Genomic DNA, 21723 nt, shown 5'->3' on the forward strand with positions numbered 1-21723 from the left:
CGATATCCGCGCACCTCAGGCCTTGACTGAATTTTCAGTCGGGTGGAAGACTCCGCCCACACAAGAAATGAGACACCGATGGCCGAATACCGTATGCCTGCCGAGTGGTCCGAGCACGAAGGCACCCTCATGGCCTGGCCCACCCGCGAGGACCTGTGGGGGAGCGTCCTGGCCGAAGCGAAGGAGGAGTACGCCAACGTCGCCCGCGCCATCGCCGCCTTCGAGCCCGTGACGATGGTCGCCCCGCCCGGCTGCGGCGCGGAGGCCCGCGACCGCTGCGGGGACGGCGTCACCGTCATCGAGCTGCCGCTCGACGACTCCTGGTTCCGTGACTCCGCCCCGCTCTTCGTCCTCGACGGGGACGGCAACCGCGCCGGCGTGGACTTCCGCTTCAACGCCTGGGGCGGGAAGCACCACCCCTTCGATTCCGACGACCGGGTCAGCGCCCTGCTGCTGGACCACGTCGGGGTCGACCGCATCGCCTCCGACGTGATCCTCGAAGGCGGCGCGATCACCGTCGACGGCGAGGGCACGCTGATCACCACCGAGCAGTGCCTCCTGCACCCCAACCGCAACCCCGGCATGAACCGGGGCGAGATCGAGGCCGAGCTGAAGTCCCGGCTCGGCGTCACCAAGGTCATCTGGCTGCCGTACGGCGGTCTCCTCGACACCGAGACCGACGGCCACGTCGACGGTGTCTGCGCCTTCGCCGCCCCCGGCACGGTCGTCGTCTCCCTGCCCGACGACCCCGACCACCCCGACTACGCCCGGATGCGCGCCAACCGCGCCGTGCTGGAGGCCTCCACCGACGCCCGCGGCCGCCGGCTGGAGATCATCGACGTGCCGCAGACGGCCTTCGCGGACCTCGCCGACGGCGAGATCGAGGTGTCGTACCTGAACTACTACGTCGCCAACGGCGGCGTCGTCGTCCCGGTGGCCGGGGTGCCCCAGGACGAGGCCGCCCTCGCCGTCATCGCCTCGGCCTACCCCGGCCGCAAGGTCGTCGGCGTGCGGGCCCTCGCCATCGCGTTCGGCGGCGGCGGGGTCCACTGCATCACCCAGCAGATCCCGGTCGCGCGCCCCGCCGCGGCCACGACCGCCACCGCCAGCACCGTCTGACCCGAGAACCGGCCGTTCCCGGCGGACCGCCCGCCCCGGCGGTCCGCCCGCTCCTCCACCCCCGCTCCCCTCACGGAAAAGAGAGCGCGACGATGACCACCTCCCCGCCCCACGCGCGCAGACGCCCCCAACGCCGGACCGGCCGCCGCACCGCGACCCTCGCCACCACCGCCGTCCTGACCTCCTTCGCCCTGCTCGCGGCCTGCTCCGGCCCGCCCAAGGACAACGCCGGCGGCGTCACCGACGTCAGTCTCTCCGCCTCCACGCCCCCGGCCCGCGGCGAGATCGACTCCTTCAGCTGGGCCGTCTACGCCGAGCCGCCCACCCTCGACTACACGGTGGCCTTCGACTACCCGCAGAACACCATCCTGTCCAACGTGTGCGAGAGCCTCATGCGCTGGACGCCGTCGCTCACCACCGAGCCCGGCCTCGCCCAGAAGGCGACCAACCCCGACCCCACCACCTGGGTCTACGACCTCCGCCCCGGCGTCCGCTTCCACGACGGCAAGGAGATGACCGCCGACGACGTCGTCTTCAGCCTCGGCCGGCAGATGGACCCCGACAACGCCGCCGCCTGGGCCCAGGTGTTCCAGAACGTCACCGCCGTCACCAAGACCGGCCCGCTCCAGGTCACCGTCAAGCTCAAGCAGCCCGACTCCCAGTTCCCGCAGTACATGGCCACCGCCGCCGGCGTGGTCGCCTCCAAGGCGGGCGTCGAGGCAGCGGGCAAGGACTACGGCACCACCGGCGGCCTCGCCTGCACCGGCCCCTTCCAGCTCGGCACCTGGAACAAGGGCCAGTCCATCGAACTGGACCGCTTCGACGGCTACTGGGGGACCAAGGCCAAGTCGAAGAAGGCCGTCTTCCGCGTCCTGACCGACCCCTCGGCCCGCACCAACGCCATGCTCAGCGGCGAGGTCGACGGCGGCTACCTCATCCCCACCGAGAGCTACGCGCGCCTGCGCGGCAGCGGCACCGGCACCCTCTACTTCGGCGAGGGCCTGAGCACGGTCAACGTCAACATCACCAACATGCAGGGCCCGCTCGGCGACATCCGCGTCCGCCGCGCCCTGTCCCTCGCGCTCGACCGCACCGGATTCGTCAAGGCCGGACTCGGCGGCGCGGGCACCGTCACCAACTCCCTCACCACCCGGGCCGCCTGGGCGGCCGCCCCCGAGCAGTCCCTCAAGACCGCCTTCGACAGTCTCCCGCCCTCCGGCCAGGACATCGACAAGGCCAAGGCGCTCGTCGAGGAGGCCGGCGCCACCGGCAAGACCCTGACCGTGGCCACCAGTTCCATAGGCCAGGACGTCTCCCTCCTCGCCACCGCCGTGCAGGCCGCCGGCAGCCGGATCGGCCTGGACATCCGGCTCAAGACCATCGCCCCCAACGCCTTCACGGCGCTGTTCACCGATCCGCAGGCGCGCGAGGGCATCGACATGTTCCCGCTCACCTACTACGACTCGATCACCGACCCGCTCGACCTGCTGCAGAACTTCAAGACCGGCGCGTACATGAACTTCGCCGGCTACAGCGACCCCCACTACGACGAACTCGTCGACCAGGCCTCCGCCCTCTACCCGGCCCAGGAGCGGCTGGCGATCGAGGCCAAGCTCCAGCACCACGCCTCCGAGCAGCTGCTGTGGATCCCCGTCGCCGAATGGCCGACCGCGGTGTTCCTGGGCAAGCGGATCACCGGCGCCCCCACCACGATCTCGTACATGTACCACCCGTGGGCCGCCGACGTGGGGGCCTCGGAGTGAGCTTCGTCCGATTCGCCGTACGACGGCTCGCGGAGATGGCCGCCACCCTCCTCGCCGCCTCGTTCGTGGTCTTCGGCGCCATGTACCTGGCGCCGGGGAGCCCGGCCAGCTTCCTGCTCGCGGGCCGGTCGGCCTCCCCGGAGGCCCTCGCCGCGATCAACGCCCAGTACCACCTGGACGACCCCTTCCTCGTACGGTACTTCCGCTGGCTCGGCGAGGTGGCGCAGGGCGACTTCGGCCGCTCCATCACCTACCGCACCGACGTCTCGCGCCTCCTCGCGGACCGGCTCCCCGTCACCCTGCTGCTGATCGCCATGGCCCTCGTCGTGGTCGTGGCCGTCGGTCTGCTGCTGGGCCGGATCGCGGCCGTCCGCGGCGGAGCCACCGACTCCACCGTCCTCGTCACCACGACCTTCGCCGTCGGCACCCCCTCCTTCGTCGCGGCCGTCCTGCTCCAGGGGCTCTTCGCCGTCCAGCTCGGCTGGTTCCCCAGCAGCGGCGCCGGCGACGGCCTCGGCGACATGCTCTGGCACCTCACCCTCCCCGCGGTCGCCCTCGCCCTCTACCTGATCGGCATGCTCGCCCGGGTCACCCGCTCGGCCATGCTCGAAGCCCTCGACAGCGAACACGTCACCGTCGCCCGCAGCCGCGGTGTCCCCGAACGCCAGGTCATCCGCCGCCACGTGTTCCGCAACTCCCTCGGCACGGTCCTGACCACCGGCGGACTGATCGTCTCCACCCTCCTGGTGTGCACGATCCTCGTGGAGACCGCCTTCAGCATCGGCGGCATCGGCCAGCTCCTCGAACTGTCCACCACCACCAAGGACTTCCCGACCGTCCAGGCGATCTCCCTGATCATCGTCGCCCTCTTCATGATCGTGAACCTGATCGTGGACCTGTTGCTGCCCCTGGTCGACCCACGGGTCACCCTCGGATCGAGGAGGTCCGCCGCGTGACCGCCGTCCCCGTCCTCACCCGCCGGCCCGGCCTCTCCCGGATCCGCGTCGCCGGCTCCCCGCTCCACCTCGTCTGTCTGGCGCTCGTCGCCCTGGTGGTGCTCGCCGCGCTGCTCGCGCCCTGGCTGGTACCGCACGATCCCAACGCCGTGGACCTGGGCAACGCCCTCGCCGCGCCCTCCGCCGCTCATCCGCTCGGTGTGGACGCCGCCGGCCGCGACACCCTCTCCCGGCTGCTGCTCGGCGCGCGCACCTCGCTGCTCGGGCCGCTGGGCGTCGTCGTCTTCTCCACCGTCGCCGGCATCGCCATCGGCATGGCCGCGGCCTGGCGCGGCGGCTGGCTCGACTCCGTCCTGTCCCGCAGCACCGAACTGGTCTTCGCCTTCCCCGGCATGCTGCTGGCGATCCTGATCATCTCCGTCTACGGGGAGGGCCTGCTCGCCCCCGTCATCGCCCTCGCCGTCGCCTACCTGCCCTACGTCAGCCGCCTCACCCGCTCGCTGGTCCTCGCCGAACGGGCCCGCCCCTACGTGAGCGCCTACCAGGTCCAGGGCCACTCGGCCGTACAGATCTGCCTGCGCCACGTCCTGCCCAACATCGCCCCCGTCGTCCTCGCCCAGTCCACGATCAACTTCGGCTACGCCCTCATGGACCTCGCCGGGCTGTCGTTCCTCGGACTCGGCGTCCCGGCCCTCACCCCCGACTGGGGCCGCATGGTCTTCGACGGCCAGACCGCCATCCAGCACGGCTACCCGCTGTCGGCGGTCCTGCCCTGCGTCTTCATCGTGCTGACGGTGGTCGCCTTCAACGTGGTGGGCGAGCGGTGGGCCGACCGCGTCGCCAGGAGAGGCTGATGAACACACTCGACATCCAAGGGCTGAGGGTCACCCTGCCCGGTACCGCCCGGCCCGTCCTCGACGGCGTCGACCTCACCGTCGCCGCCGGCGAGACCGTCGCCCTCGTCGGCGAGTCCGGCTCCGGCAAGAGCATCACCTCACGCGCCGCGCTGCGCCTGCTGCCACCCGGCGCCGTCGTCGAAGGCACGGTACGGGTCGGCGGCCAGGACGTGCTCGCGATGGACGCCGCCCGGCTGCGTAGCGTACGCGCCGGCACCGCCGCCATGGTCTTCCAGGACCCGCGCGCCGCGGTCAACCCACTGCGCCGCATCGGCGACTTCCTCACCGAGAGCGTCACGCTCACCGGCGCCATGAGTGCGGCGGACGCCACCGCCCGGTCGGTCGAACTCCTCCGGGCCGTGGGCCTGGACGGGTCCGTCCTGCGCAAGTACCCCGGCCAGGTCTCCGGCGGCATGCTCCAGCGCGTCGTGATCGCGGCGGCCCTCATGGGGGATCCCGCGCTGCTGCTCGCCGACGAACCCACCACGGCCCTCGACGTCAGCAGCCAGGCCGAGGTCATCGCCCTCCTCGCCGCGCTGCGCGAGCGGTTCGGCACCGGCCTGCTGTTCGTCACCCACGACCTCGACCTCGCCGCCGCCATCAGCGACCGGGTCTACGTCATGTACGCCGGACGCATCGCGGAGACCGGCCCGGCCGAGGTGCTCTTCACCCGCCCGCGCCACCCCTACACGGCCGCCCTCCTCGCCTCCACGCCGCGGATGGAGGGCCCCCGGGGCAGGCTCGCCGCGATCCAGGGCCAGCCCCCGGACCTGCGGGAGCCACTGCACGGCTGCGCCTTCGCCGCCCGCTGCCCGCTCGCCACGGAGGTCTGCGACCAGCGGGCCCCGCTGCCCTCTGCCGCCCCGGACCGGCCGGACCACCGGGCCGCCTGCCACCACAGCGACCGGCTCGAAGGGAGCGCCGTCGATGTCCTCGAAGCCTGAGCACGTACTGGAGGTCAGGGGGCTGCACCGCTCCTTCGGAGCCGTGCGCGCGGTGGACGACGTGTCCTTCGCCCTCCCGGAGGGCGGATCGCTGGGCATCGTGGGGGAGTCCGGCTCCGGCAAGACGACCACGGCCCGCATCGTCGTCGGGCTGGAACACGCCGACGAGGGGGAAGTGCTCGTACGCGGCAGGTCCCGCACGGGCCGCTCGCGCGGACGGGCCGCCCGGCTGGCCCGCGCCCGCGAGATCCAGATGGTCTTCCAGGACCCGTACCTCTCCCTCGATCCGCGCACGAGCGTCGAGGCGGCCCTGCGCGAAACCCTGCGCCTGCACTTCCCCGGCCGCGACCACGCGAAGCGCGTACGCGAACTCCTCGACCAGGTGGGCCTGGGCAGCCGGGCCGCCGACGCCCTGCCGCGCCGGCTCTCGGGCGGCCAGCGCCAGCGCGTCGCCATCGCCCGGGCCCTCGCCGTCGAACCGGCCGTCCTCGTCCTGGACGAGGCGGTCGCCGCGCTCGACGTCTCCGTACAGGCACAGATCCTCAACCTGCTGGCCGACATCAGGGAGCAGACCGGGATCGGGTACCTCTTCATCACCCACGACCTCGGGGTCGTCCGCTGCGTCACCGACGAGATCGTCGTGATGCGCCACGGCGCCGTCGTCGAACAGGGCAGCACGACGGAGGTACTCGCCGCGCCCCGGCATCCGTACACCCGGCTGCTGCTGGAGTCCGTGCCCCGTCCCGGCTGGGATCCGCAGGCGATCGCCGCGGCGCGGCGGGCGCTCTAGGCCGGATCAGCTGCCGGCGGCGAGCGTACGGATCAGCGTGCGCAGCACGGGCTCCGGGTCGACCTCCGCGCCCAGCGACTCCATCGCGGCCAGCCCGTCCACGGCGGCGGCCACGGCTTCGCCGAGCAGGCGGGGGTCGACGTCCCCGCCCCGCTCGTCGGCCAGCACCCGGAACAGCGCGACGAAGCAGCCGCGCCAGCGCCGGTACTCCGCCTCCAGGCTCTCCCTGACCCGCGCGTCGTTGAGGGCGTGCCAGTGCAACGCCGAGTGGAGGTGGGAGAGTTCCGCGCCCTCGGGCCGGGAGAGCAGTTCGACCACCCGCTCGGCGCGCTCCGCGAACGGTCCGGGACCGGCCACCGCCTCCTCCAGCGGATGGATCCACTCCGGGCGGATGTCCGCGATGACCGCCAGGACGAGATCGGTCCGGTCCTGGAAGTGGTAGTGGCACATACCGTGCGAAACACCGCACAGTGCCGCCACGTTGCGGGTGGTGAACCGTTCGCTCATGCCGCCCGCCAGCAGCGTGCGTGCGGCGGCGATCAGCCGGGCCCGGGTCTGCTCGCCCTTCGCCGAGGACCGGGGCCGCCGTGCGGGGGCAGCGGGAGCGGACAGGTCCGGTGGGTTCTTCGCGGAAGCTGCCATGGCGTCACTCTAACCAGCCCGCGGGCCGCCACCTGCGGCTTTCCCCGATCCTCCGGAATGACCCCGTCCAAAGTATTGACCGAGCGCTTGGCCAGTTTTAGCTTTCCGGTCAACCCCGCAGCCAGGCGGGGGAGTTGGAATCCCCGAGGAGACCCCCATGAACGATCACGCAGCACACCCGCCCGCCGAGGGCATCGGCAGGCGCAGGTTCCTGGCGGCCGCCGGGCTCACCGCCGCGGCCGCCGCGCTCGCCGTGGCCGAGGGCCGGGCCGGGGCGGCGTCCCGCCCGGCCCTCGCGGGCGCGGGCACCTTCCGGGTGCCGATCGAGGACGTCCGCCACACCCGCACCTGGATGGCCTGGCCGGACAGCACCTCGATCTGGGGCAGCACGCTCGGCGGCGTCCAGTCGGACATCGCCCTCATCGCCCGGACCATCGCCAAGTACGAGCCGGTCTACATCTGCGCCAACTCCGGCAGCGCCGCCAAGGCCCGCTCCATGTGCGGCTCGACCGTCACCGTCGTCACCACCATCCCCGTGGACGACTGCTGGATGCGCGACACGGGCCCGGTCTTCCGCACCGACGGCGCGGGCGGCCTGGACGCGGTCGGCCTGAACTTCAACGGCTGGGGCAAGAAGCAGGCCCACGCCAAGGACACCCTCGTCGCCGGCCGGATCGCCTCCTACGTGGGCGTCCCCTTCACCGCGGCCGGTCTGGTCGGCGAGGGCGGCGCGGTCGAACAGGACGGCGCGGGCACCCTGATGGCCACCCGCAGCAGCCTCGTGAACAAGAACCGCAACCCCAACAAGTCGCAGGCGCAGATCGAGGCCGCGCTGTGCGCCGCGTACGGCGCGTCCAAGGTCATCTGGTTCGACGGGGTGACCGGTCAGGACATCACCGACGACCACGTCGACGCGACCTCCCGCTTCCTCGCCCCCGGGAAGGCCCTCGTCCAGATGCCGCTGGCGTCGGACAACGACGTCTACGCGAAGGACGCGCGTCAGCAGTTCCAGATCCTGTCCGGAGCCACGACCGCGGGCGGCGCCCGCATGACCGTCGAGAAGCTCCAGGGCCCGGACTACTACAAGATCCGCTCCACCAACCCGGACTTCCTCGCCTCCTACGCCAACTACTACGTGTGCAACGGGGCGGTCATCAGCGGCCAGTTCGGTGACACACGGGCGGACACCGCCGCCAAGGCCACGCTGGCCCGGCTCTTCCCCGGCCGCGTCGTCGAACAGCTCAACATCGACCGCCTCGGCACCGGCGGTGGCGGGATCCACTGCGTCACCCAGCAGCAGCCCGTGCCGTAGACAACGAACGTGCTGGAAAGCGTCCGTGAACGCTTTCCAGCACGTCGCCGTCACGCGCATCGCGTCACCGGGGCGAGGTCACTTCCCGTAGGACGCGTGGTGGATCGTCAGCGTCGACTTGTTGCCCCGCCGCGTTCAAGGGCGGGGCCAACGAGGCGCTTCCACTGGCGGTGCCGTGTCGTCCGCTCGCAGAGCGCTGCGCACGCCGGTGACGACCACGGCGATGAGACAGAGGGCGATGACGGTTTCGGCCCACAGGAAGGCGAACCAGTCGATCACGCAGCCGATCGGGGGTGTGCCGGGGGCGGTGTTGCGGAACGCCGCGAGGGCGAACAGGGTGGCGGCCATCCAGGCGAGCGCGGGCCAGACCAGGCCCTCGCCGCGGGTCGTCAGGTACCAGGTCCCGAGGAGTACGGATGCCGCCAGCGCCCACATGACGAGCATCATGAAGACCGCGAAGACGAGCAGGCTGCCCGATCGGGACAACCCCAGCCCCACGACGGCCTCCTGCCGGGAGGGCGCGGGCGTCGCGGAGACCGAGAAGAGCGTGTCGTTGTTGGAGAACAGCATGCGCACCGGCACCTCCTTGCCGCCCAGTTGTGCCCAGAACCCGATGTCGGTCTCGTAGGTGTCGAACGGGTAGTCGCTGATCGATCCATCCGTGAGCGCGACCTGCACGTCCCTGGTCGCGATCCGCTCGTGCGCCTCGAACACCAGGTCGCCGAGGGTCGCCGCGGTGGTCTGGAGGCTGAGATCGGCCACCGGGGCGATCCCCTCCTCCTCGCCGAGGGTCCCGCGCGGGGTGACCCGGACCCGCAGTACCAGCTCCCTGGCCGCGGCGTCGACGTGTTGGACGGTGGCCTCCACGTCCACCCGGTCGGCGGCTCCGGATCCGACCGTGTGGACCGTGTCGATGGCCTGCCGCTCGGTGAACTGCAGCCACGACCCCACGGACACCGCCACCAGGATCAGTACCGCGATGGGAAGCAGGACCGGCAGGATCGACGCCCGGGGGCGGCGCGGGCGAGTCGAGTCCGAGCGTGGGGCCATGGTGACTCCGACGAGGTGGGAGGGCAACGGGCTCGTCCGGCCCGACGCCGGCAGCGGCCGCGGTTCGATCCTCGTCGACCGGGCCGACGATCCACCGCATCCGGGCGGGCGTGTCGGCGCTGACCGGCGGGCCCGGGCCACGGGCCACTGATCGCTCCGCGTGCGCACGCACGTTGCACCCGGTAGCGTCGATAACGAGCGTTCCGTCCAAACCGCTGCGGGCCTGGCCCGGCGGGGCAGCCGCCGATGTCGGCAGAGGGACGAGATCACATGCCAAAGCACAGCATCCACGCGGTGACTGCCGCGGCCGCCCTGGTCTGCCTGGCATCCTTCGGCCCCCGGTTCGTGCCCGGTGGCGCTCGACGAACTGAGCATGCGGGATCCGGAACGTTCCGGACCGCGCCTCCGTCCAGCGGGTGGCCGCGGTCAGCTCGGTGCCTGCGCTCGTCATCTCCGGCACGTTCGACCGGTCTCGAACCCGAACCGTTCACGATCACCCCGAAGTAGCCGGGAGGGCAGATGACACGCCACCAGACGCCCCGTCGTCACCACACCGTACGACGACTCCAGGCCACGTCGGCAGGCATGGCGACCGGCCTCCTCGTCACCGGCCTGCTGGCAGCACCCGCCCAGGCGCACTCCGGCCCCAGCCCCAGCCCCAGTCCCGGAGCGCCGATCGGCACGGTCGCCCGGACGGTGGGCGACGCCCGCTACGAACCGGGCCCCTGCCCAAAGACAGCGGAACCGATCGAGGCGCTCGAAGGGGCCCGCTGCGGAACGCTCACGGTGCCCGAGAACCGCGCCAAACCCAGCGGTAAAACGATCAAACTCGGTGTCGCGATCGTGTCCGCGAAGTCCGCCGAACCGAAACCCGACCCCATCGTGTGGCTTGCGGGCGGACCCGGAGACGACGCGGTCGGGGAGGCGAAAATGGCCGTCGACGGCGGCCTGAACCGCGACCGTGACGTGATCTTCATGTCCCAGCGCGGCACGTACTCGGCCGTTCCCGATGCCCTGTGTCCCAACGTCGACGAGTTCAACTCACGCGTGGTCGGCCTCGTCTACGACGCTCCGTCCACCGAACGCCTGCACGTCGACGCGACGAAGGCCTGCCGCGACAAGCTGGTCGGCAGCGGCATCGACCTCAGTGCCTACAACGACACCGAGAGCGCCGCCGACTACGACGACCTGCGCACCGCGCTGGGCATCAAGCAGTGGAACCTGTACGGCATCTCCTACGGCACCAACCTGGCGCTGGTCTACATGCGCCTGCACCCCGAAGGGCTCCGCTCGGTGGGCCTCGACGGCATCCTGCCGCCGGCCAAGGGCGGGTCGGCCTCGACCTGGAGCAGCTTCAAACAGGGCACCGACGGCCTGTTCAAGGCCTGCGCGGAACAGCCCGCCTGCAACAAGCGCTATCCGAACCTGTCGGCCACCTTCCAGAAGCTCGTCAACGACCTCGAAGCCAAGCCGATCACCACCACCGTCACGGTCCCCGGTAGCGACAAGCCGGTGAAGGTCGTGCTGGACGGCGGAATGCTGGTGAACTGGCTGACCTCGGCCACCCACACGGCGGAGGCCGTACCCCGCTCCATCGACGAGCTGGCGAACGGCAACCCCCAGCGGATCGCCCAGCAGTGGGCGGGCTGGAGGACCAACCCCAAGGGCATCGGCGTGACGTCGCACGGCCTCTCCTACGGCGTCTTCTGCAGTTCGTGGACGCCGTACGAGACCCAGGAGCAGGCACTCAAGGGCGGACAGGAAGCGTACCCGGGCTTCCCGCGCTCGGTGCAGGCCCAGGCTCCGCTGCTCACCTTCCTCCGTCCGGACTGCGACGTCTGGAACATCCCCCCGGCCGCGCCCTCGATCCGTGACGCCACGCGCGGCGACATCCCCACCCTCGCCCTGTCGGGTGCGTTCGACGCCCAGACCGGAGCGGACAACGGCCCGTACGTCGCCCGGACGCTGAGCAAGGCCAAGGTCGTCACGATCCCCTACGAGCCGCACGTCGTGTTCGCCACCTCGAAGTGCGCCCAGGAGATCGCCGTCTCGTTCTTCGACAACCCGGACGCGCCGAAGACCGCATGCCTGAACACCCTCGAGGCGCCTGAGTTTGAGATCGGGTCCTGAGCCGGGTGGTTACCGTCACGGGCGATCGGCTGTGTGAAGGCGCCGGAAGGCCTGCCGCAGCGCGCGTTGCAGTGCGTCGGGGAGTGCCTCGCCCTCCGTGCTGCCGACCAGAGCCGCAGCCACGTCCCTGAGTTTGACGTTGCGGTGCTGCGACACGTCCACCAGCAGATCCCAGGCCTTCTCACCGGAACACGGCGCCAGGGCCATCACCATGCCCCGCGCCTGATCGATCACCGCACGGCTCTCCAGCGCCCTGCTCAACCTCCGCACGCAGCTGGAGGACCTCGGCGATCAGGGCGTCATCCGCCAACGAAGCCGCATCCGTCAAGTTCCGCGGCGCTTCATGGATCGTGATCGTTCGATGCATCATGCGTACCTCGCATCACGGCGGGACGAACATGACGTGCCTCCCGGAGCGCAACAGGTCATCGCTGCCAGGGGCTGGGGCCGCACTGAGGAGCGTGGCGTGCCCAAGGGCCGCCGCGGATAGCGCTTCGTCGACTCGTACCGTCCCTTCACGCCGGCGGTCCCGGCCGACGCGCCACAACCCTTCGGTAACCATGCCCCGTTGACAACGATCGCCGCCCGGCGTCGACTGACGTCGACGGCGTAGGGCTCTGCGGTGCTCCGGAGTTCCCGGGCAAATCCTTCACCTTCGCCCGGACGTGGTGGCCCTTCGGCGACGGACTGCAGCGGGGTGTCGCAGGCCGCCGGCGCATTCGCGGAAGCCTTCGCAGGTCGTCGGCGGTGAGTGGCGCGGACGGCGCACCGCCGCGGCGGACGGTGGACCGGAAGTTGACATCCTCGGCGCTCGCGAATTACCTTCGCCATTACTTAACGACATGAACCATCCACATCCTCAAGTATCCTCGCCGCCCGGGGCAGCACCATCAGAGGAAGGGCACAGACATGAACCCCGCCCAGCACGGAGCTGCCGTCGCAGCCGAGACCGCCGGATTCATCGCCACGGTCACGGCAGCCGACCTCTCCACCCCGGTGCCGACCTGCCCCGGCTGGACTCTCGGGGACCTCACGCAGCACGTCGGCAGCGTGCAGCGTTGGTTCACCGAGCTGCTCCGCCGGCGCATCCAGCAACCGCCGACCAGCCGTGAGGTGGACCTGCGCCTGCCGGAGCACCCCGACGGCCTGCCGAAGTGGCTGGCCGTGAGCGCAACGGAGGCCGCCGAGGTGTTCGCCGCCACCGACCTGGACGCACCGATGTGGGCCTGGGGAGTCGACCAGCACGCCCGCTTCTGGGTGCGGCGCATGCTCTTCGAAACCCTCGTCCACCGGGCCGACGCCCAACTCGCACTCGGGCTCTCACCGCACGTCGACCGCGTAGTGGCCCTCGACGGCATCGACGAGTTCCTCACCAACCTGCCGTTCGCTTCCTCCTTCGCGCCGCTCACCGCCCAACTCCGCGCACCTGACCGGACCATTCGCTTCAGCTGCACGGACGGCGACGGCGACTGGCTGGTCGGCCTGCGCTCCGACGGCTTCGCCCTGGTGGCCGACCGCGCCGAGCCCCGCGCGGCGGACGCCACCGTCCGGGGAGCGGCCGCCGACCTCCTGCTGCTCCTCTACGGCCGCCTGGACCACCGGAGCGACGCCTTCCACCGGCTCGGCGACCCGGACCTGCTCGCCCACTGGTTCGCCCACTCGGCCTTCTAGGCTCAGACCACCGTGACGCGGGCCGGCGCCCACGGCGTGCGGTCGGAGGACGCCTTGTTGTCGGCGTCCTCCCCCCAGGCGGAAGGCGGCCGTTACCCGGCGGCGAGCTCCGCGCGGATCAGCCACAGGCGGTTGGCGTGGCGGCGGTCGCGCGGCTGGACCTGGTAGGGCCAGCGACCCTCACCGGCGCCGGGCTCGCCCGGCTCCTTGAGGTCCGTGACGTTCCAGCCGTTGGCGGTGAGGAACTCCTCCGGCTGGTCGGTGCCGAAGATCCACGGCGTGCCGTCCGCGGCCAGGGTGTCGAGGAACGGCTTGGAGAAGGGGCTGCGGAGCAGCGCCTTGCCGAGGATGTCGAAGGCGAGCCGGCTGCCGGGCGCGGAGGCGGAGGCGAGGAGCCGCAGCAGACCGGCGGCCTGCTCCTCGGTCAGGAAGAAGGTGAGGGCCTCGGCGATCCACAGGGTGGGGCGAGTGGGGTCGAAGCCGGCCTTCTCCAGGTCGGGCAGCCACTCCTGGGTGAGGTCGGCGGACACCTCGCGACGGTCGGTGGCGGCCTGGGCGCCGAGAGCGTCCAGGCGGCGGCGCTTCTCCGCGATGAGCGGGCCGTGGTCGACCTCGAAGACCTCGGTGCCCTCGGGCCAGTCGAGCCGGAAGGCACGGGTGTCCATGCCGGCGGCGATCAGGACGACCTGCTGGATGCCGCCGTCCGCGAGCAGGTCGCGAATCGCGTCGTCCAGGAAGCGGGTCCGGATGGAGATGAACGGCAGCAGGCCGCCGCCCACGTAACGGTCGATCAGCTCAAAGCCCTTGGGCTCCGCCAGATCGCGCGCCAGCGGGTCGACGAACAGCGCGTCCTCACGCTCCGATTCCAGCGCACGGGCGGCTGCCATCCACTGGGCCGTGTAAGAAACTGCGTGCATGGTGGGATGTCCCTTCTCGGGGTCAGGCGGAAAGACGCCTTCGCAAAGGTGGTAGGAGGTCCGGGTGGTGCGCGGAGACGGCATCAGCTCCTGATCACCGTCTTGCTGCGCATGAGGAACTCGGCCAGGAACCCGTCGTGCGGGAGGCCGGGCGCGATCTGGTACGTCGGCTGGTCGCCCACGTAGAGGTTGCCGATGCCCGGCTCCGCGAGGAGCCGGTCGACGAGCTCGTCCCGGTGGGTGATCACGGTGAGGACGAGACTGTCCCGCAGCGGGGCCAGACCGTCCTCGGGTGCCCAGGGGGCGACCCAGACGCACGGGAACGGCAGCTCGATCCCCAGCTGCGGGGCGTCGGCCCGGTCGGCCTGGTGGACGGCGGGACGCAGCACGGCACTGCCGTCGCCGAGGTCGGCCACGACGTCTGCGCTGCCGAGCCACGGCCGGGTGCCTTCCGCCCGCTGCCCGAGGTACGCCGCGATCGCCCGCGCGCCGGCGGCGGGCTGCACCGGCAGCACCGCCTTCTCGTCCTCGGGCGGGAGACTCGGCAGTGCCGCCAGGCGTTCGGCGAGAGCCGCGCAGAGCGGTGCCGGGTCGCCTTCGACGAGGACCGTGGTGGCGTTCACGCAGCCGGTGCCGCCGTGGTGGCTGACCGAGGCGACGATGGTGTCGAGGTGCTCGCGCCAGTCGACATCGGAGGTCAGCAGGATCTTCGAGCGTCCCGGCCCCTGGAGCAGCACCGTCGGGTCGCTCGCGTACTTGTGGACCACGTCCGCGCCGCCGTAGACCATGCCGAGGTCGGCGCCGCGCAGGACGGCGTCGGCGCGCTCGTGGTCGGTGGGCAGCAGCGCCACCTCGTCGTCGCCGAACCCGGCCGTCCGCAGGGCGCTGATCAGCCGGTGCGGGGTGAACGGCTCGCGGCGCGAGGGGCGGACGGCGACGCGGTAGCCGAGGGCGAGCGCCTCGGGCCACAGGCTGTGGGTCCCCGGGTGGTTGCCGGCGGCGTGGACGGCGAAGACGTCCCCGCGCCGCGTCCACACGGCGTGTCCCGTACGGGTGAGCGGGTCGCGCCAGTCGTCCGCGGCGCCCCGGGGCTGCGCCTGCCGGACGCTGTAGTGGGCCATCTTCAGCCGGACCGCGATCGACCTGGTCGCCGTGCGGACCACCGTGACGGGGAGCCCGCTGACCCGGCTGACCGTGTGCTCGTACTCCCCGACCGACTGGCCGTTCACCGTCCCGGCCGAGAAGATCTCGGCCGCGCGGGCGATGGCGTCGATCCGCTCGTCCACCGGGCGGCCGGCCGCCTTGCGCAGCGCGGCCATCGTACGGTCGACGAACACGCCCGGTACGAGGCTCAGTTCGGCCACGGCGCTGCCCGACACATCGGTGATGACCTGGCGGTTGCGGGCCCGGAAGGCCCCCTTGGCCCCCAGCGCGTCGAGGTCGATCAGGCCGGGCTCGGGATGCTCACCCGTCATCAGTAGACCCCTTCGATCACAGGCTCGTTCTCGAACCGCAGGACCGGCGCGATGTCGGCGACGGAGTCCCCGAAGGCGCCGTCGAGCGGTTCCACCCGGGTGGCCAGGTCGCGTTCGAGGTTGTTCGGCAGCAGGAACGATTTGCTGAGGTGGTGCACCAGGACCCGGCCGCGTTCGCCGTAGCCGACGGGCTTGAGGCTCTGCGGGTCGACGACCGAGAAGGTCACGTACGGACCGAGCGGGTCGAAGACGCACGGGTCCGTGTCGGAGAGGCCGGGGCGCTCCCCGGCGAAGCCGAGGATCATCGTGCTGCCGTAGTTGCCGCTCAGGACGATGTCGGGGAAGACCTCGGTCTTGTAGAGGAACCGGGAGTCCGCGTCCATCTGCGTGCCGCCCCAGCGGATGGCGTGCACCTTGCTGTTGACCAGGTCGACCAGCTCCTCGCGCCGGGCCAGCCGCTCCAGCAGCGGGGGAGTGATGGTCAGGACGCCGATCCGCTGCGAGCGCAGCACCTCGGCGGCCTGGTCCACGACGTGTTCGGCGTAGGCGTTGGCCTCGGCGGCCCGGCCCTCCGCGATGACACGCTTGACCCAGCGCGGGTCCAGGTCGACCGAGAAGCCGTGGACCCCGTGCGTGGTGGCGGAGCGGCGGAAGTACTCGCCGACGATGTGCGGCCCGGAGGGGACGGTCCCCAGCCAGTTCGCGCCGCGCCGGAAACCGTGGGCGTCGAGCTGCGCGTTGCTCCACTCCAGCATGCGGTCGAGCCAGTCGCGCAGCAGGACGACCCGCTTGGGGGCGCCGGTGGTGCCGCCGCTTTCGAAGATGCCGACCACGTCGGGGTTCCTGCCGTATCCGCGGGGGATCAGGTCCTCGGCCGGTACGGCCCGCAGTTCGGCGGCGACGTTCGGGAAGAGCGCGAGGTCGGCATGGGTCGTGACGTCGCGCCGGGGGTCAAAGCCGAGGGTCTTGGCGCGCTCCAGCCAGAAGCGGGAGCCGGTGTCGGGGTGGAAGTGCCACTCCATCGCGGCACGGACCAGTTCGTCCGGGTCGGGCCGGACGTCTGACGGCAGGTCCAGAATCCGAGTGAGGTCGAGCGTCATGATCTCCCAAGTCCCAGTGCGAGGTGGAGTGGCGGACAGCCGGCCGTGCTCAGGCGGTGTGCGTGGAGGCGGCCAGTGCGACGGGGTTGCCGTCCGGATCGGCCACGTAGGCGATCCGTTCGCCCCAGGGCATGTCGACGGGTCCGCGCAGCAGGGGTACGCCGTCGGCGCCGAGCTTTTCGAGCGTGGTGCCGAGATCGCCAACGAGGACGAACATCTCGAACCGCAGTCCCTGGCCGGCCGCCCCGCCGTGCCGGGCCGCGGGCCAGGAGGTGTCGACCACGGCGATCTCCGCGGCGCCGCGGCGCAGTCCGACGTACGTCGGCTCTCCGGTGGGCGGGCTCTGGCTGTGCCGGGTGAAGCCGAGCTTCTCGTAGAACCCGGCCGTGAGGGGTACGCGCTCCGCGAAGATCAGCGGGAAGGCGCGCTCCGGTGGGGCTTCGGGCTCGCCGTGATCGGGTGCTGCGGTCATCTGGTCCACCGAACGTGATCGAAGGGAGGGGGAAGGGGACGGGAGCACCCGGCCACGGCCCGGGGCAGGGTCAGGGCTGGAGGCGGGAGGTACGCCATCCGGCTCCGTCCCGGTCGTAGCGGAGCCGGTGGTGCAGCCTGTCGGAGCGTGCGCACCAGAACTCCACCTCGGCCGGGCGCAGTACGTAGCCGACGAACCGGGCCGGCCGCTCCAGCGCGGTTCCGGTCGCCCCGAGGCGCTCGGCCTCGGCCCGCAGCCCCGCCGGGTCGGGCAGCGGCTCGCTCTGCCGGGACGCGGTCGACATGGCGTGCAGCGGGACGGGACGGGCGTTCCAGATCGCGTCGGACTCGTCGTCGCCGAGCTGTGCCACGGGGCCGGAGAGAATGATCTGCTGCCCGGTCTCGCGCCAGTAGAGCAGGCCGGACGCCCAGGGGTTCGTGGCCAGGTCGCTCGCCTTCCTGCTGCTGCTGTGGGTGGTGAACACCAGCCCGCGCCCGGCCACTTCGGTGATGGCGACGATGCGGCTGGAGGTCCGCCCCCGCGCGTCCGCGGTGGCGAGCGCCAGGGCCCGCGGCTCGCGGACGCCGCGCTCGACGGCGGCCTTCAACCAGCTCTGGAAGAGGCCCATGGGCCCGGCCGGCGGGTCTTCGTACTCGGGGAAGTCGAGGTCCGTCTCCCCGGTCAGGCTCTCGAACTTGCTGGCGGTCATACGAGTCTTCCTAGACGTAGAGGGTGCCGCGCGCGACGGTGGTGCCGTGTCCGCCCACCCAGACGGTCCGCACGTCGTCACCGACGCCGTCGACGGTCGCGAGCATGAGCGAAGGGCGGCGCATTTCGACTCCCTGGAGGATCTCCAGGGGCTGCCCGTAATCGGCGAGTCCGTGCCGGGCGAGGTGGATGCCGAGCGGGCCGGCCGCGGAGCCGGTGGCCGCGTCCTCCACCACGCCGTAGGCCGGGGAGAACATCCGCAGGCGCCAGTTCAGGCCTTCCCCCGCGAAGCAGATGGCCGCCATGTCGGGGAACGCGGACAGCGCACGGTGGTCCGGGTGCAGGGCGGAGAGCGCGGGCACGCTCTCCAGCCCCACGAACACGTGGCGGGGCCCGTTGCGGTACGCCTCCACCGGCACCGTCGAGGAGTCCGGACCGAGCGCCGCCAGGAGCGCGTCGGCGTGCTCGTACGGTTCCCAGCTGGGGATCGGCTGCCGCATGCGGACGGACGCCGCGCCTCCCGGGCCGTCGGCGTCGCCGTCCACGGCCTCGACATCGAAGGGGATGACGCCCATGGCCGTCTCCAGCCGCAGCCGGTCCTGCTTCATGGTCTGGCTCAGCGCCACGGCCGTGCCCAGCAGCGGATGCCCGGCGAAGGGCAGTTCGTTCACCGGAGTGAAGATCCGGATCCGGGCGTCACCGCCCTGCTCGGGCGGCAGTACGAAGGTGGTCTCGGACAGGTTCATCTCGCGGGCGATGCGCTGCATCCGCTCCGCGCTCAGGTCGCTGGCGTCGAAGACGACGGCGACCGGGTTGCCCTCCAGCGGTCTGCGGGCGAAGGCGTCCACAACCATGTATTCGTGCATGAGCGTTACCCCCTGTGATGCGGTGGATTACCTCAGTCGGCGAGTGCGGCGCCGAGGCCGTGCAGGGCGGAGAGTGCGTGTGCCCCCTCGGCCACGGCCTCGGCCTCGAAGCGCATGCGGTGGCCGGGCGGACGGCCGATCAGCTCGGCCGCCCGGTTGGGCGGCAGCTCCCCGCCCGCGGGCCGGTCCGTCGCCCACACCATGACGGCGCCCCAGCGGTTGCGTTCGCGATCGGCGATCCAGAACTTCAGCTGCAGACCCGGGACTTCGGCCCAGGCGTCGACGGCCCCGTCCCGCAGGTGCTCCCGCAGGGAGTCGATGGTCTGGGACGAGCCGTCCAGGTCCCACCAGGAGATGTCGACCCTCACCGGCCCAGCACCCCCAGGACGGCCTCGGCGATCAGCCGCGGGCCGTCGACGGTGAGCACCGATTCGGCGTGGAACTGCATCGAGGCGAAGCGGGGTCCCCGCAGCGCGTCCACCACCCCGCTGTCACGGTCCCGGCTCACCTCCACCAGCCCGATGCCCGGCACCTCGCGCTTGTCCTCCGCGCTGACGGCCGCGTAGGTGTTGTAGAAGCCGACCCGCTCGCGCGTCCCGAAGAGGCTGATCTCCCGCTGTACGCCCTGGTTGGGCTGCGGCAGCCGCATCAGGTCCAATCCGAGGCGCATGCTGAGCAGTTGGTGGCTGAGGCAGACCGCGAGGAAGGGGACCCGGCCGGCGATCAGGGTGTCCAGTGCCGCGTTCATGGCCGCGATCTTCGGGTCACCGGCCGCCCGGGGATCCCCCGGACCGGGCCCCATGACCACCAGGTCGACACCGTCGAACGCGTAGGGCTCGTCGAAGCGGCGTACGTCCGCGGCCAGGCCGATCGCCCCGAGCTGCTGGACGATCATCGCGGTGAAGGTGTCCTCCGCGTCGACGATCAGCACCTTCAGCCCGGTCAGCCCGGCCACCGCCAACCGGTCCGTGCCGCGCTCCTTCAGCCAGAAGTCCGCGATCCCCGCATTGCGGCGCCGCAGGGCCGCCCGGACCTCGGGGTGCGCGCCGAAGCTCCGCTTCCCGCCCGCCTCCAGCGCACTGAGCAGGACCGCCGCCTTCGCCCGGGTCTCCGCGGCCTCCGAGACGGGGTCCGAATGGCGTACGAGCGTGGCGCCGACGGCGATCCGCACCCGGCCGGCCTCGTCGATGTCGGCCGTCCGGATCAGGATGGCCGAGTCGAGGGCGCGCTCGCCCGAAGCGTCCCGTCCGATCAGGGCGGCGATACCGCTGTAGTAGCGCCGGCCCTGCGGCTCGTAGCGGTCGATGACCCGCGCCGCGCTCTCCAGCGGACTTCCGGTGACGGTCGGGGCGAACAGCGTCTCGTGCAGGATCTCCCGCACGTCGCGGCGGGTCCGCCCTTCGATGAAGTACTCGGTGTGGGCGAGCTGCGCCATCTCCTTGAGGTAGGGGCCGAGCACGCGGCCACCCGCCTCGCAGATCCGGGACATCATCTTGAGCTCCTCGTCGAGGACCATGTAGAGCTCGTCGGTCTCCTTGCGGTCCTCCAGGAACTCCGTGATGCCGCGCAGCGTCGGCCCGCCCGGGGGATAGCGGTAGGTGCCGCTGATGGGGTTCATCACCGCGGTCCCGTCGTTCACCGAGATGTGCCGCTCGGGGGTCGCGCCGACGAAGGTCCGACCGCCGACACTGATGACGAACGTCCAGTACGCGCTCTGCTCGCGCTCGATCAACCGGCGGAACAGCGACAGCGCGGCGTGCGGGGTGTATCCGCCGATGTCGGCCAGCAGCGTTCGCTTGATCACGAAGTTGGCGCCCTCGCCGGTGCCGATCTCGTCGCTGACGACCCGGCGGACGGTCTCGGCGTACTCCTCGTCCGAGACGTCGAAGTGCTGCCCCGACAGGGTGATCGGGGAGTCGGGGATGCGGTGCATGAGCTCCGGCAGCGGCAGGCGCGACTGCTCGGACACCGACAGGGCGAGCAGCGGAGCACCGTCGTCGGGCGCGGCGAACCCGCGCTCGGCCAGCTGCCGGTACGGGACCACGACGAGGACGTCGTGGACGGCGCCCGTGGCGTCGCGGGGCCCCGTGGGCAGCGGGACCTGCGCCAGCGAGGCCGGCCGGGTCACGTCGCCCACCAGGACGTCCACGACGCCCGGGGTGCCGCTCTCCGGCCGGTACAGCAGCGCGAAGGACGGCTCCTCCAGGGCCAGGACCCGGTCGAGGAGGTCACGTCCGGCGGCGGGGGCCTGCCCGGTCACACGAACACCTCCTCGCTGAGGACGGACATCCCGCACCGCCCGGCCACGTAGTCGACGGCGAGTCGGTGCTCGTCCGCGCTGAAGTCGGCGACCGCGTCGGCCACCAGGAAGGCCTGGATGTCGTGGGTGAACGCGTCGACCGCGGTGGCCAGAACGCCGACGTGCGCGTAGACGCCGCAGATGACCAGCTGGTCGCGGCCCGCCGCCCGCATGCGCTCCAGCAGGTCCGAGCGGAAGAAGGCGCTGTAACGCCACTTGGTCAGCGTCCAGTCCCGCTCGTCGGGGGCGAGTTCGGGCACCACCTCCCGGTCGTCGGGCGCGGTGCGCATGCCGGGACCCCAGAAGTCCCGGAGCAGGCCGCGCTGTTCCTCCGTCATACCGCCGGGCTGGGCGGTGTAGGCGACCGGTACGCCGAGGCTTGCGGCCCGCTTGCGCAGCAGCGCCGCGTTGTGGACCACCTCGGAACGCAGCGGTTCGGGGACCGGCCGCAGGAAGAAGTGCTGCATGTCGTGGATGACGAGCACGGCGCGCTCCGGGCGCAAGGTCCAGTCGGCGGTGTTCTCGGGCAGGCTGCCCCTGGTCGGCAGGGGATAGGGCGCGATGGCGGGTATGCCGGCCATGGGTCGGTTCCTTCCATGCGGGAGCGCGGTGG

Annotated in this window: 22 protein-coding genes; 10 read left to right on the forward strand and 12 right to left on the reverse strand. The window is 71.6% G+C overall.

What is annotated here, in order from left to right; all coding sequences use genetic code 11:
- The first annotated feature begins 78 nt into the window (after positions 1–78).
- The 6 genes from ACFWBN_RS13255 to ACFWBN_RS13280 all read left to right on the forward strand — a co-directional run bounded on the left by ACFWBN_RS13255 (position 79) and on the right by ACFWBN_RS13280 (position 6468).
- The gene (locus ACFWBN_RS13255) at positions 79–1119 is read left to right on the forward strand and encodes an agmatine/peptidylarginine deiminase (protein WP_385175316.1); all 1041 of its coding nucleotides are present in this window, start codon (positions 79–81) and stop codon (positions 1117–1119) included.
- 92 nt (positions 1120–1211) lie between these two features.
- Complete coding sequence (locus tag ACFWBN_RS13260; RefSeq protein WP_385175319.1) at positions 1212–2882, forward strand: ABC transporter substrate-binding protein; 1671 nt, start codon at positions 1212–1214, stop codon at positions 2880–2882.
- On the forward strand, positions 2879–3838 hold the full coding sequence (locus ACFWBN_RS13265; protein ID WP_385175322.1) for an ABC transporter permease: 960 nt from the start codon (positions 2879–2881) through the stop codon (positions 3836–3838). The genes ACFWBN_RS13260 and ACFWBN_RS13265 overlap by 4 nt, the downstream gene beginning before the upstream one ends.
- Entirely contained in the window at positions 3835–4692 is an 858-nt protein-coding gene (locus tag ACFWBN_RS13270; RefSeq protein ID WP_385175325.1) for an ABC transporter permease, read from the forward strand. Before ACFWBN_RS13265 ends, ACFWBN_RS13270 begins: the two co-directional genes overlap by 4 nt.
- A complete protein-coding gene (locus tag ACFWBN_RS13275) occupies positions 4692–5678 on the forward strand; it encodes an ABC transporter ATP-binding protein (RefSeq protein WP_385175328.1) in 987 nt (328 codons plus the stop codon). The genes ACFWBN_RS13270 and ACFWBN_RS13275 overlap by 1 nt, the downstream gene beginning before the upstream one ends.
- Positions 5662–6468 carry an ABC transporter ATP-binding protein gene (locus tag ACFWBN_RS13280; RefSeq protein WP_385175331.1) on the forward strand — a complete coding sequence of 269 codons (807 nt, stop codon included), beginning with the start codon at positions 5662–5664 and terminating at the stop codon, positions 6466–6468. Before ACFWBN_RS13275 ends, ACFWBN_RS13280 begins: the two co-directional genes overlap by 17 nt.
- Positions 6469–6474: 6 nt before the next feature.
- Here ACFWBN_RS13280 and ACFWBN_RS13285 read toward each other — a convergent pair whose 3' ends face one another.
- On the reverse strand, positions 6475–7110 hold the full coding sequence (locus ACFWBN_RS13285; RefSeq protein ID WP_385175333.1) for a TetR/AcrR family transcriptional regulator: 636 nt from the start codon (positions 7108–7110) through the stop codon (positions 6475–6477).
- 157 nt (positions 7111–7267) lie between these two features.
- On the opposite strand from ACFWBN_RS13285, the gene ACFWBN_RS13290 reads away from it, so the two are divergent.
- Positions 7268–8422 (forward strand): agmatine/peptidylarginine deiminase, encoded by a 1155-nt coding sequence (locus tag ACFWBN_RS13290; RefSeq protein ID WP_385175336.1) that lies wholly within the window; start codon positions 7268–7270, stop codon positions 8420–8422.
- 135 nt (positions 8423–8557) lie between these two features.
- On the opposite strand, the gene ACFWBN_RS13295 is transcribed toward ACFWBN_RS13290, so the two are convergent.
- The gene (locus tag ACFWBN_RS13295) at positions 8558–9472 is read right to left on the reverse strand and encodes a DUF4436 family protein (protein WP_385175339.1); all 915 of its coding nucleotides are present in this window, start codon (positions 9470–9472) and stop codon (positions 8558–8560) included.
- Here ACFWBN_RS13295 and ACFWBN_RS13300 point away from each other — a divergent pair.
- Positions 9471–9623 (forward strand): hypothetical protein, encoded by a 153-nt coding sequence (locus tag ACFWBN_RS13300; RefSeq protein ID WP_385175342.1) that lies wholly within the window; start codon positions 9471–9473, stop codon positions 9621–9623. The genes ACFWBN_RS13295 and ACFWBN_RS13300 overlap by 2 nt on opposite strands.
- A 368-nt stretch (positions 9624–9991) precedes the next feature.
- Positions 9992–11602: an alpha/beta fold hydrolase gene (locus ACFWBN_RS13305; protein WP_385175345.1), complete on the forward strand. Its 1611-nt coding sequence runs from the start codon at positions 9992–9994 to the stop codon at positions 11600–11602.
- A gap of 15 nt (positions 11603–11617) precedes the next feature.
- Here ACFWBN_RS13305 and ACFWBN_RS13310 read toward each other — a convergent pair whose 3' ends face one another.
- Entirely contained in the window at positions 11618–11836 is a 219-nt protein-coding gene (locus ACFWBN_RS13310; RefSeq protein WP_385175348.1) for an ANTAR domain-containing protein, read from the reverse strand.
- 675 nt (positions 11837–12511) lie between these two features.
- Between ACFWBN_RS13310 and ACFWBN_RS13315 the strand changes: the two genes are divergently transcribed.
- Complete coding sequence (locus ACFWBN_RS13315; protein ID WP_385175351.1) at positions 12512–13273, forward strand: maleylpyruvate isomerase family mycothiol-dependent enzyme; 762 nt, start codon at positions 12512–12514, stop codon at positions 13271–13273.
- Positions 13274–13365: 92 nt separating this feature from the next.
- Here the strand turns inward: ACFWBN_RS13315 and ACFWBN_RS13320 are convergent, their stop codons facing one another.
- The 9 genes from ACFWBN_RS13320 to ACFWBN_RS13360 form a co-directional block, all read right to left on the reverse strand.
- Positions 13366–14190 carry a class I SAM-dependent methyltransferase gene (locus ACFWBN_RS13320; protein WP_385175354.1) on the reverse strand — a complete coding sequence of 275 codons (825 nt, stop codon included), beginning with the start codon at positions 14188–14190 and terminating at the stop codon, positions 13366–13368.
- An 83-nt stretch (positions 14191–14273) separates the two neighbouring features.
- The gene (locus tag ACFWBN_RS13325) at positions 14274–15665 is read right to left on the reverse strand and encodes an aldehyde dehydrogenase family protein (protein WP_385175357.1); all 1392 of its coding nucleotides are present in this window, start codon (positions 15663–15665) and stop codon (positions 14274–14276) included.
- Positions 15665–16765 (reverse strand): phenazine antibiotic biosynthesis protein, encoded by a 1101-nt coding sequence (locus tag ACFWBN_RS13330; protein ID WP_385175360.1) that lies wholly within the window; start codon positions 16763–16765, stop codon positions 15665–15667. The genes ACFWBN_RS13325 and ACFWBN_RS13330 overlap by 1 nt, the downstream gene beginning before the upstream one ends.
- A 49-nt stretch (positions 16766–16814) precedes the next feature.
- The gene (locus tag ACFWBN_RS13335) at positions 16815–17237 is read right to left on the reverse strand and encodes a VOC family protein (protein WP_385175363.1); all 423 of its coding nucleotides are present in this window, start codon (positions 17235–17237) and stop codon (positions 16815–16817) included.
- A 70-nt stretch (positions 17238–17307) separates the two neighbouring features.
- Positions 17308–17946, reverse strand: a complete 639-nt coding sequence (gene phzG, locus ACFWBN_RS13340) for a phenazine biosynthesis FMN-dependent oxidase PhzG (protein ID WP_385175366.1) — start codon at positions 17944–17946, stop codon at positions 17308–17310.
- Between the two features lie 10 nt (positions 17947–17956).
- Positions 17957–18811 (reverse strand): PhzF family phenazine biosynthesis protein, encoded by an 855-nt coding sequence (locus ACFWBN_RS13345; RefSeq protein WP_385175368.1) that lies wholly within the window; start codon positions 18809–18811, stop codon positions 17957–17959.
- A 32-nt stretch (positions 18812–18843) separates the two neighbouring features.
- Positions 18844–19179 (reverse strand): hypothetical protein, encoded by a 336-nt coding sequence (locus ACFWBN_RS13350; protein WP_385175371.1) that lies wholly within the window; start codon positions 19177–19179, stop codon positions 18844–18846.
- Positions 19176–21071, reverse strand: coding sequence for an anthranilate synthase family protein (locus ACFWBN_RS13355; RefSeq protein WP_385175374.1), 1896 nt, complete (start codon positions 21069–21071; stop codon positions 19176–19178). Before ACFWBN_RS13355 ends, ACFWBN_RS13350 begins: the two co-directional genes overlap by 4 nt.
- Positions 21068–21691, reverse strand: a complete 624-nt coding sequence (locus tag ACFWBN_RS13360) for an isochorismatase family protein (protein WP_385175378.1) — start codon at positions 21689–21691, stop codon at positions 21068–21070. Before ACFWBN_RS13360 ends, ACFWBN_RS13355 begins: the two co-directional genes overlap by 4 nt.
- Positions 21692–21723 lie beyond the last annotated feature (32 nt).

It is taken from the genome of Streptomyces sp. NPDC059989 (assembly GCF_042736975.1).
Lineage (GTDB): Bacteria > Actinomycetota > Actinomycetes > Streptomycetales > Streptomycetaceae > Streptomyces.

Coding starts and splice junctions, on each gene's coding strand:
- ACFWBN_RS13255 (WP_385175316.1), top strand. CDS start 79: ATGGCCGAATACCGTATGCCTGCCGAGTGGTCCGAGCACGAAGGCACC.
- ACFWBN_RS13260 (WP_385175319.1), top strand. CDS start 1,212: ATGACCACCTCCCCGCCCCACGCGCGCAGACGCCCCCAACGCCGGACC.
- ACFWBN_RS13275 (WP_385175328.1), top strand. CDS start 4,692: ATGAACACACTCGACATCCAAGGGCTGAGGGTCACCCTGCCCGGTACC.
- ACFWBN_RS13280 (WP_385175331.1), top strand. CDS start 5,662: ATGTCCTCGAAGCCTGAGCACGTACTGGAGGTCAGGGGGCTGCACCGC.
- ACFWBN_RS13285 (WP_385175333.1), bottom strand. CDS start 7,110: ATGGCAGCTTCCGCGAAGAACCCACCGGACCTGTCCGCTCCCGCTGCC.
- ACFWBN_RS13290 (WP_385175336.1), top strand. CDS start 7,268: ATGAACGATCACGCAGCACACCCGCCCGCCGAGGGCATCGGCAGGCGC.
- ACFWBN_RS13300 (WP_385175342.1), top strand. CDS start 9,471: ATGGTGACTCCGACGAGGTGGGAGGGCAACGGGCTCGTCCGGCCCGAC.
- ACFWBN_RS13295 (WP_385175339.1), bottom strand. CDS start 9,472: ATGGCCCCACGCTCGGACTCGACTCGCCCGCGCCGCCCCCGGGCGTCG.
- ACFWBN_RS13305 (WP_385175345.1), top strand. CDS start 9,992: ATGACACGCCACCAGACGCCCCGTCGTCACCACACCGTACGACGACTC.
- ACFWBN_RS13315 (WP_385175351.1), top strand. CDS start 12,512: ATGAACCCCGCCCAGCACGGAGCTGCCGTCGCAGCCGAGACCGCCGGA.
- ACFWBN_RS13320 (WP_385175354.1), bottom strand. CDS start 14,190: ATGCACGCAGTTTCTTACACGGCCCAGTGGATGGCAGCCGCCCGTGCG.
- ACFWBN_RS13325 (WP_385175357.1), bottom strand. CDS start 15,665: ATGACGGGTGAGCATCCCGAGCCCGGCCTGATCGACCTCGACGCGCTG.
- ACFWBN_RS13330 (WP_385175360.1), bottom strand. CDS start 16,765: ATGACGCTCGACCTCACTCGGATTCTGGACCTGCCGTCAGACGTCCGG.
- ACFWBN_RS13335 (WP_385175363.1), bottom strand. CDS start 17,237: ATGACCGCAGCACCCGATCACGGCGAGCCCGAAGCCCCACCGGAGCGC.
- phzG (WP_385175366.1), bottom strand. CDS start 17,946: ATGACCGCCAGCAAGTTCGAGAGCCTGACCGGGGAGACGGACCTCGAC.
- ACFWBN_RS13345 (WP_385175368.1), bottom strand. CDS start 18,811: ATGCACGAATACATGGTTGTGGACGCCTTCGCCCGCAGACCGCTGGAG.
- ACFWBN_RS13360 (WP_385175378.1), bottom strand. CDS start 21,691: ATGGCCGGCATACCCGCCATCGCGCCCTATCCCCTGCCGACCAGGGGC.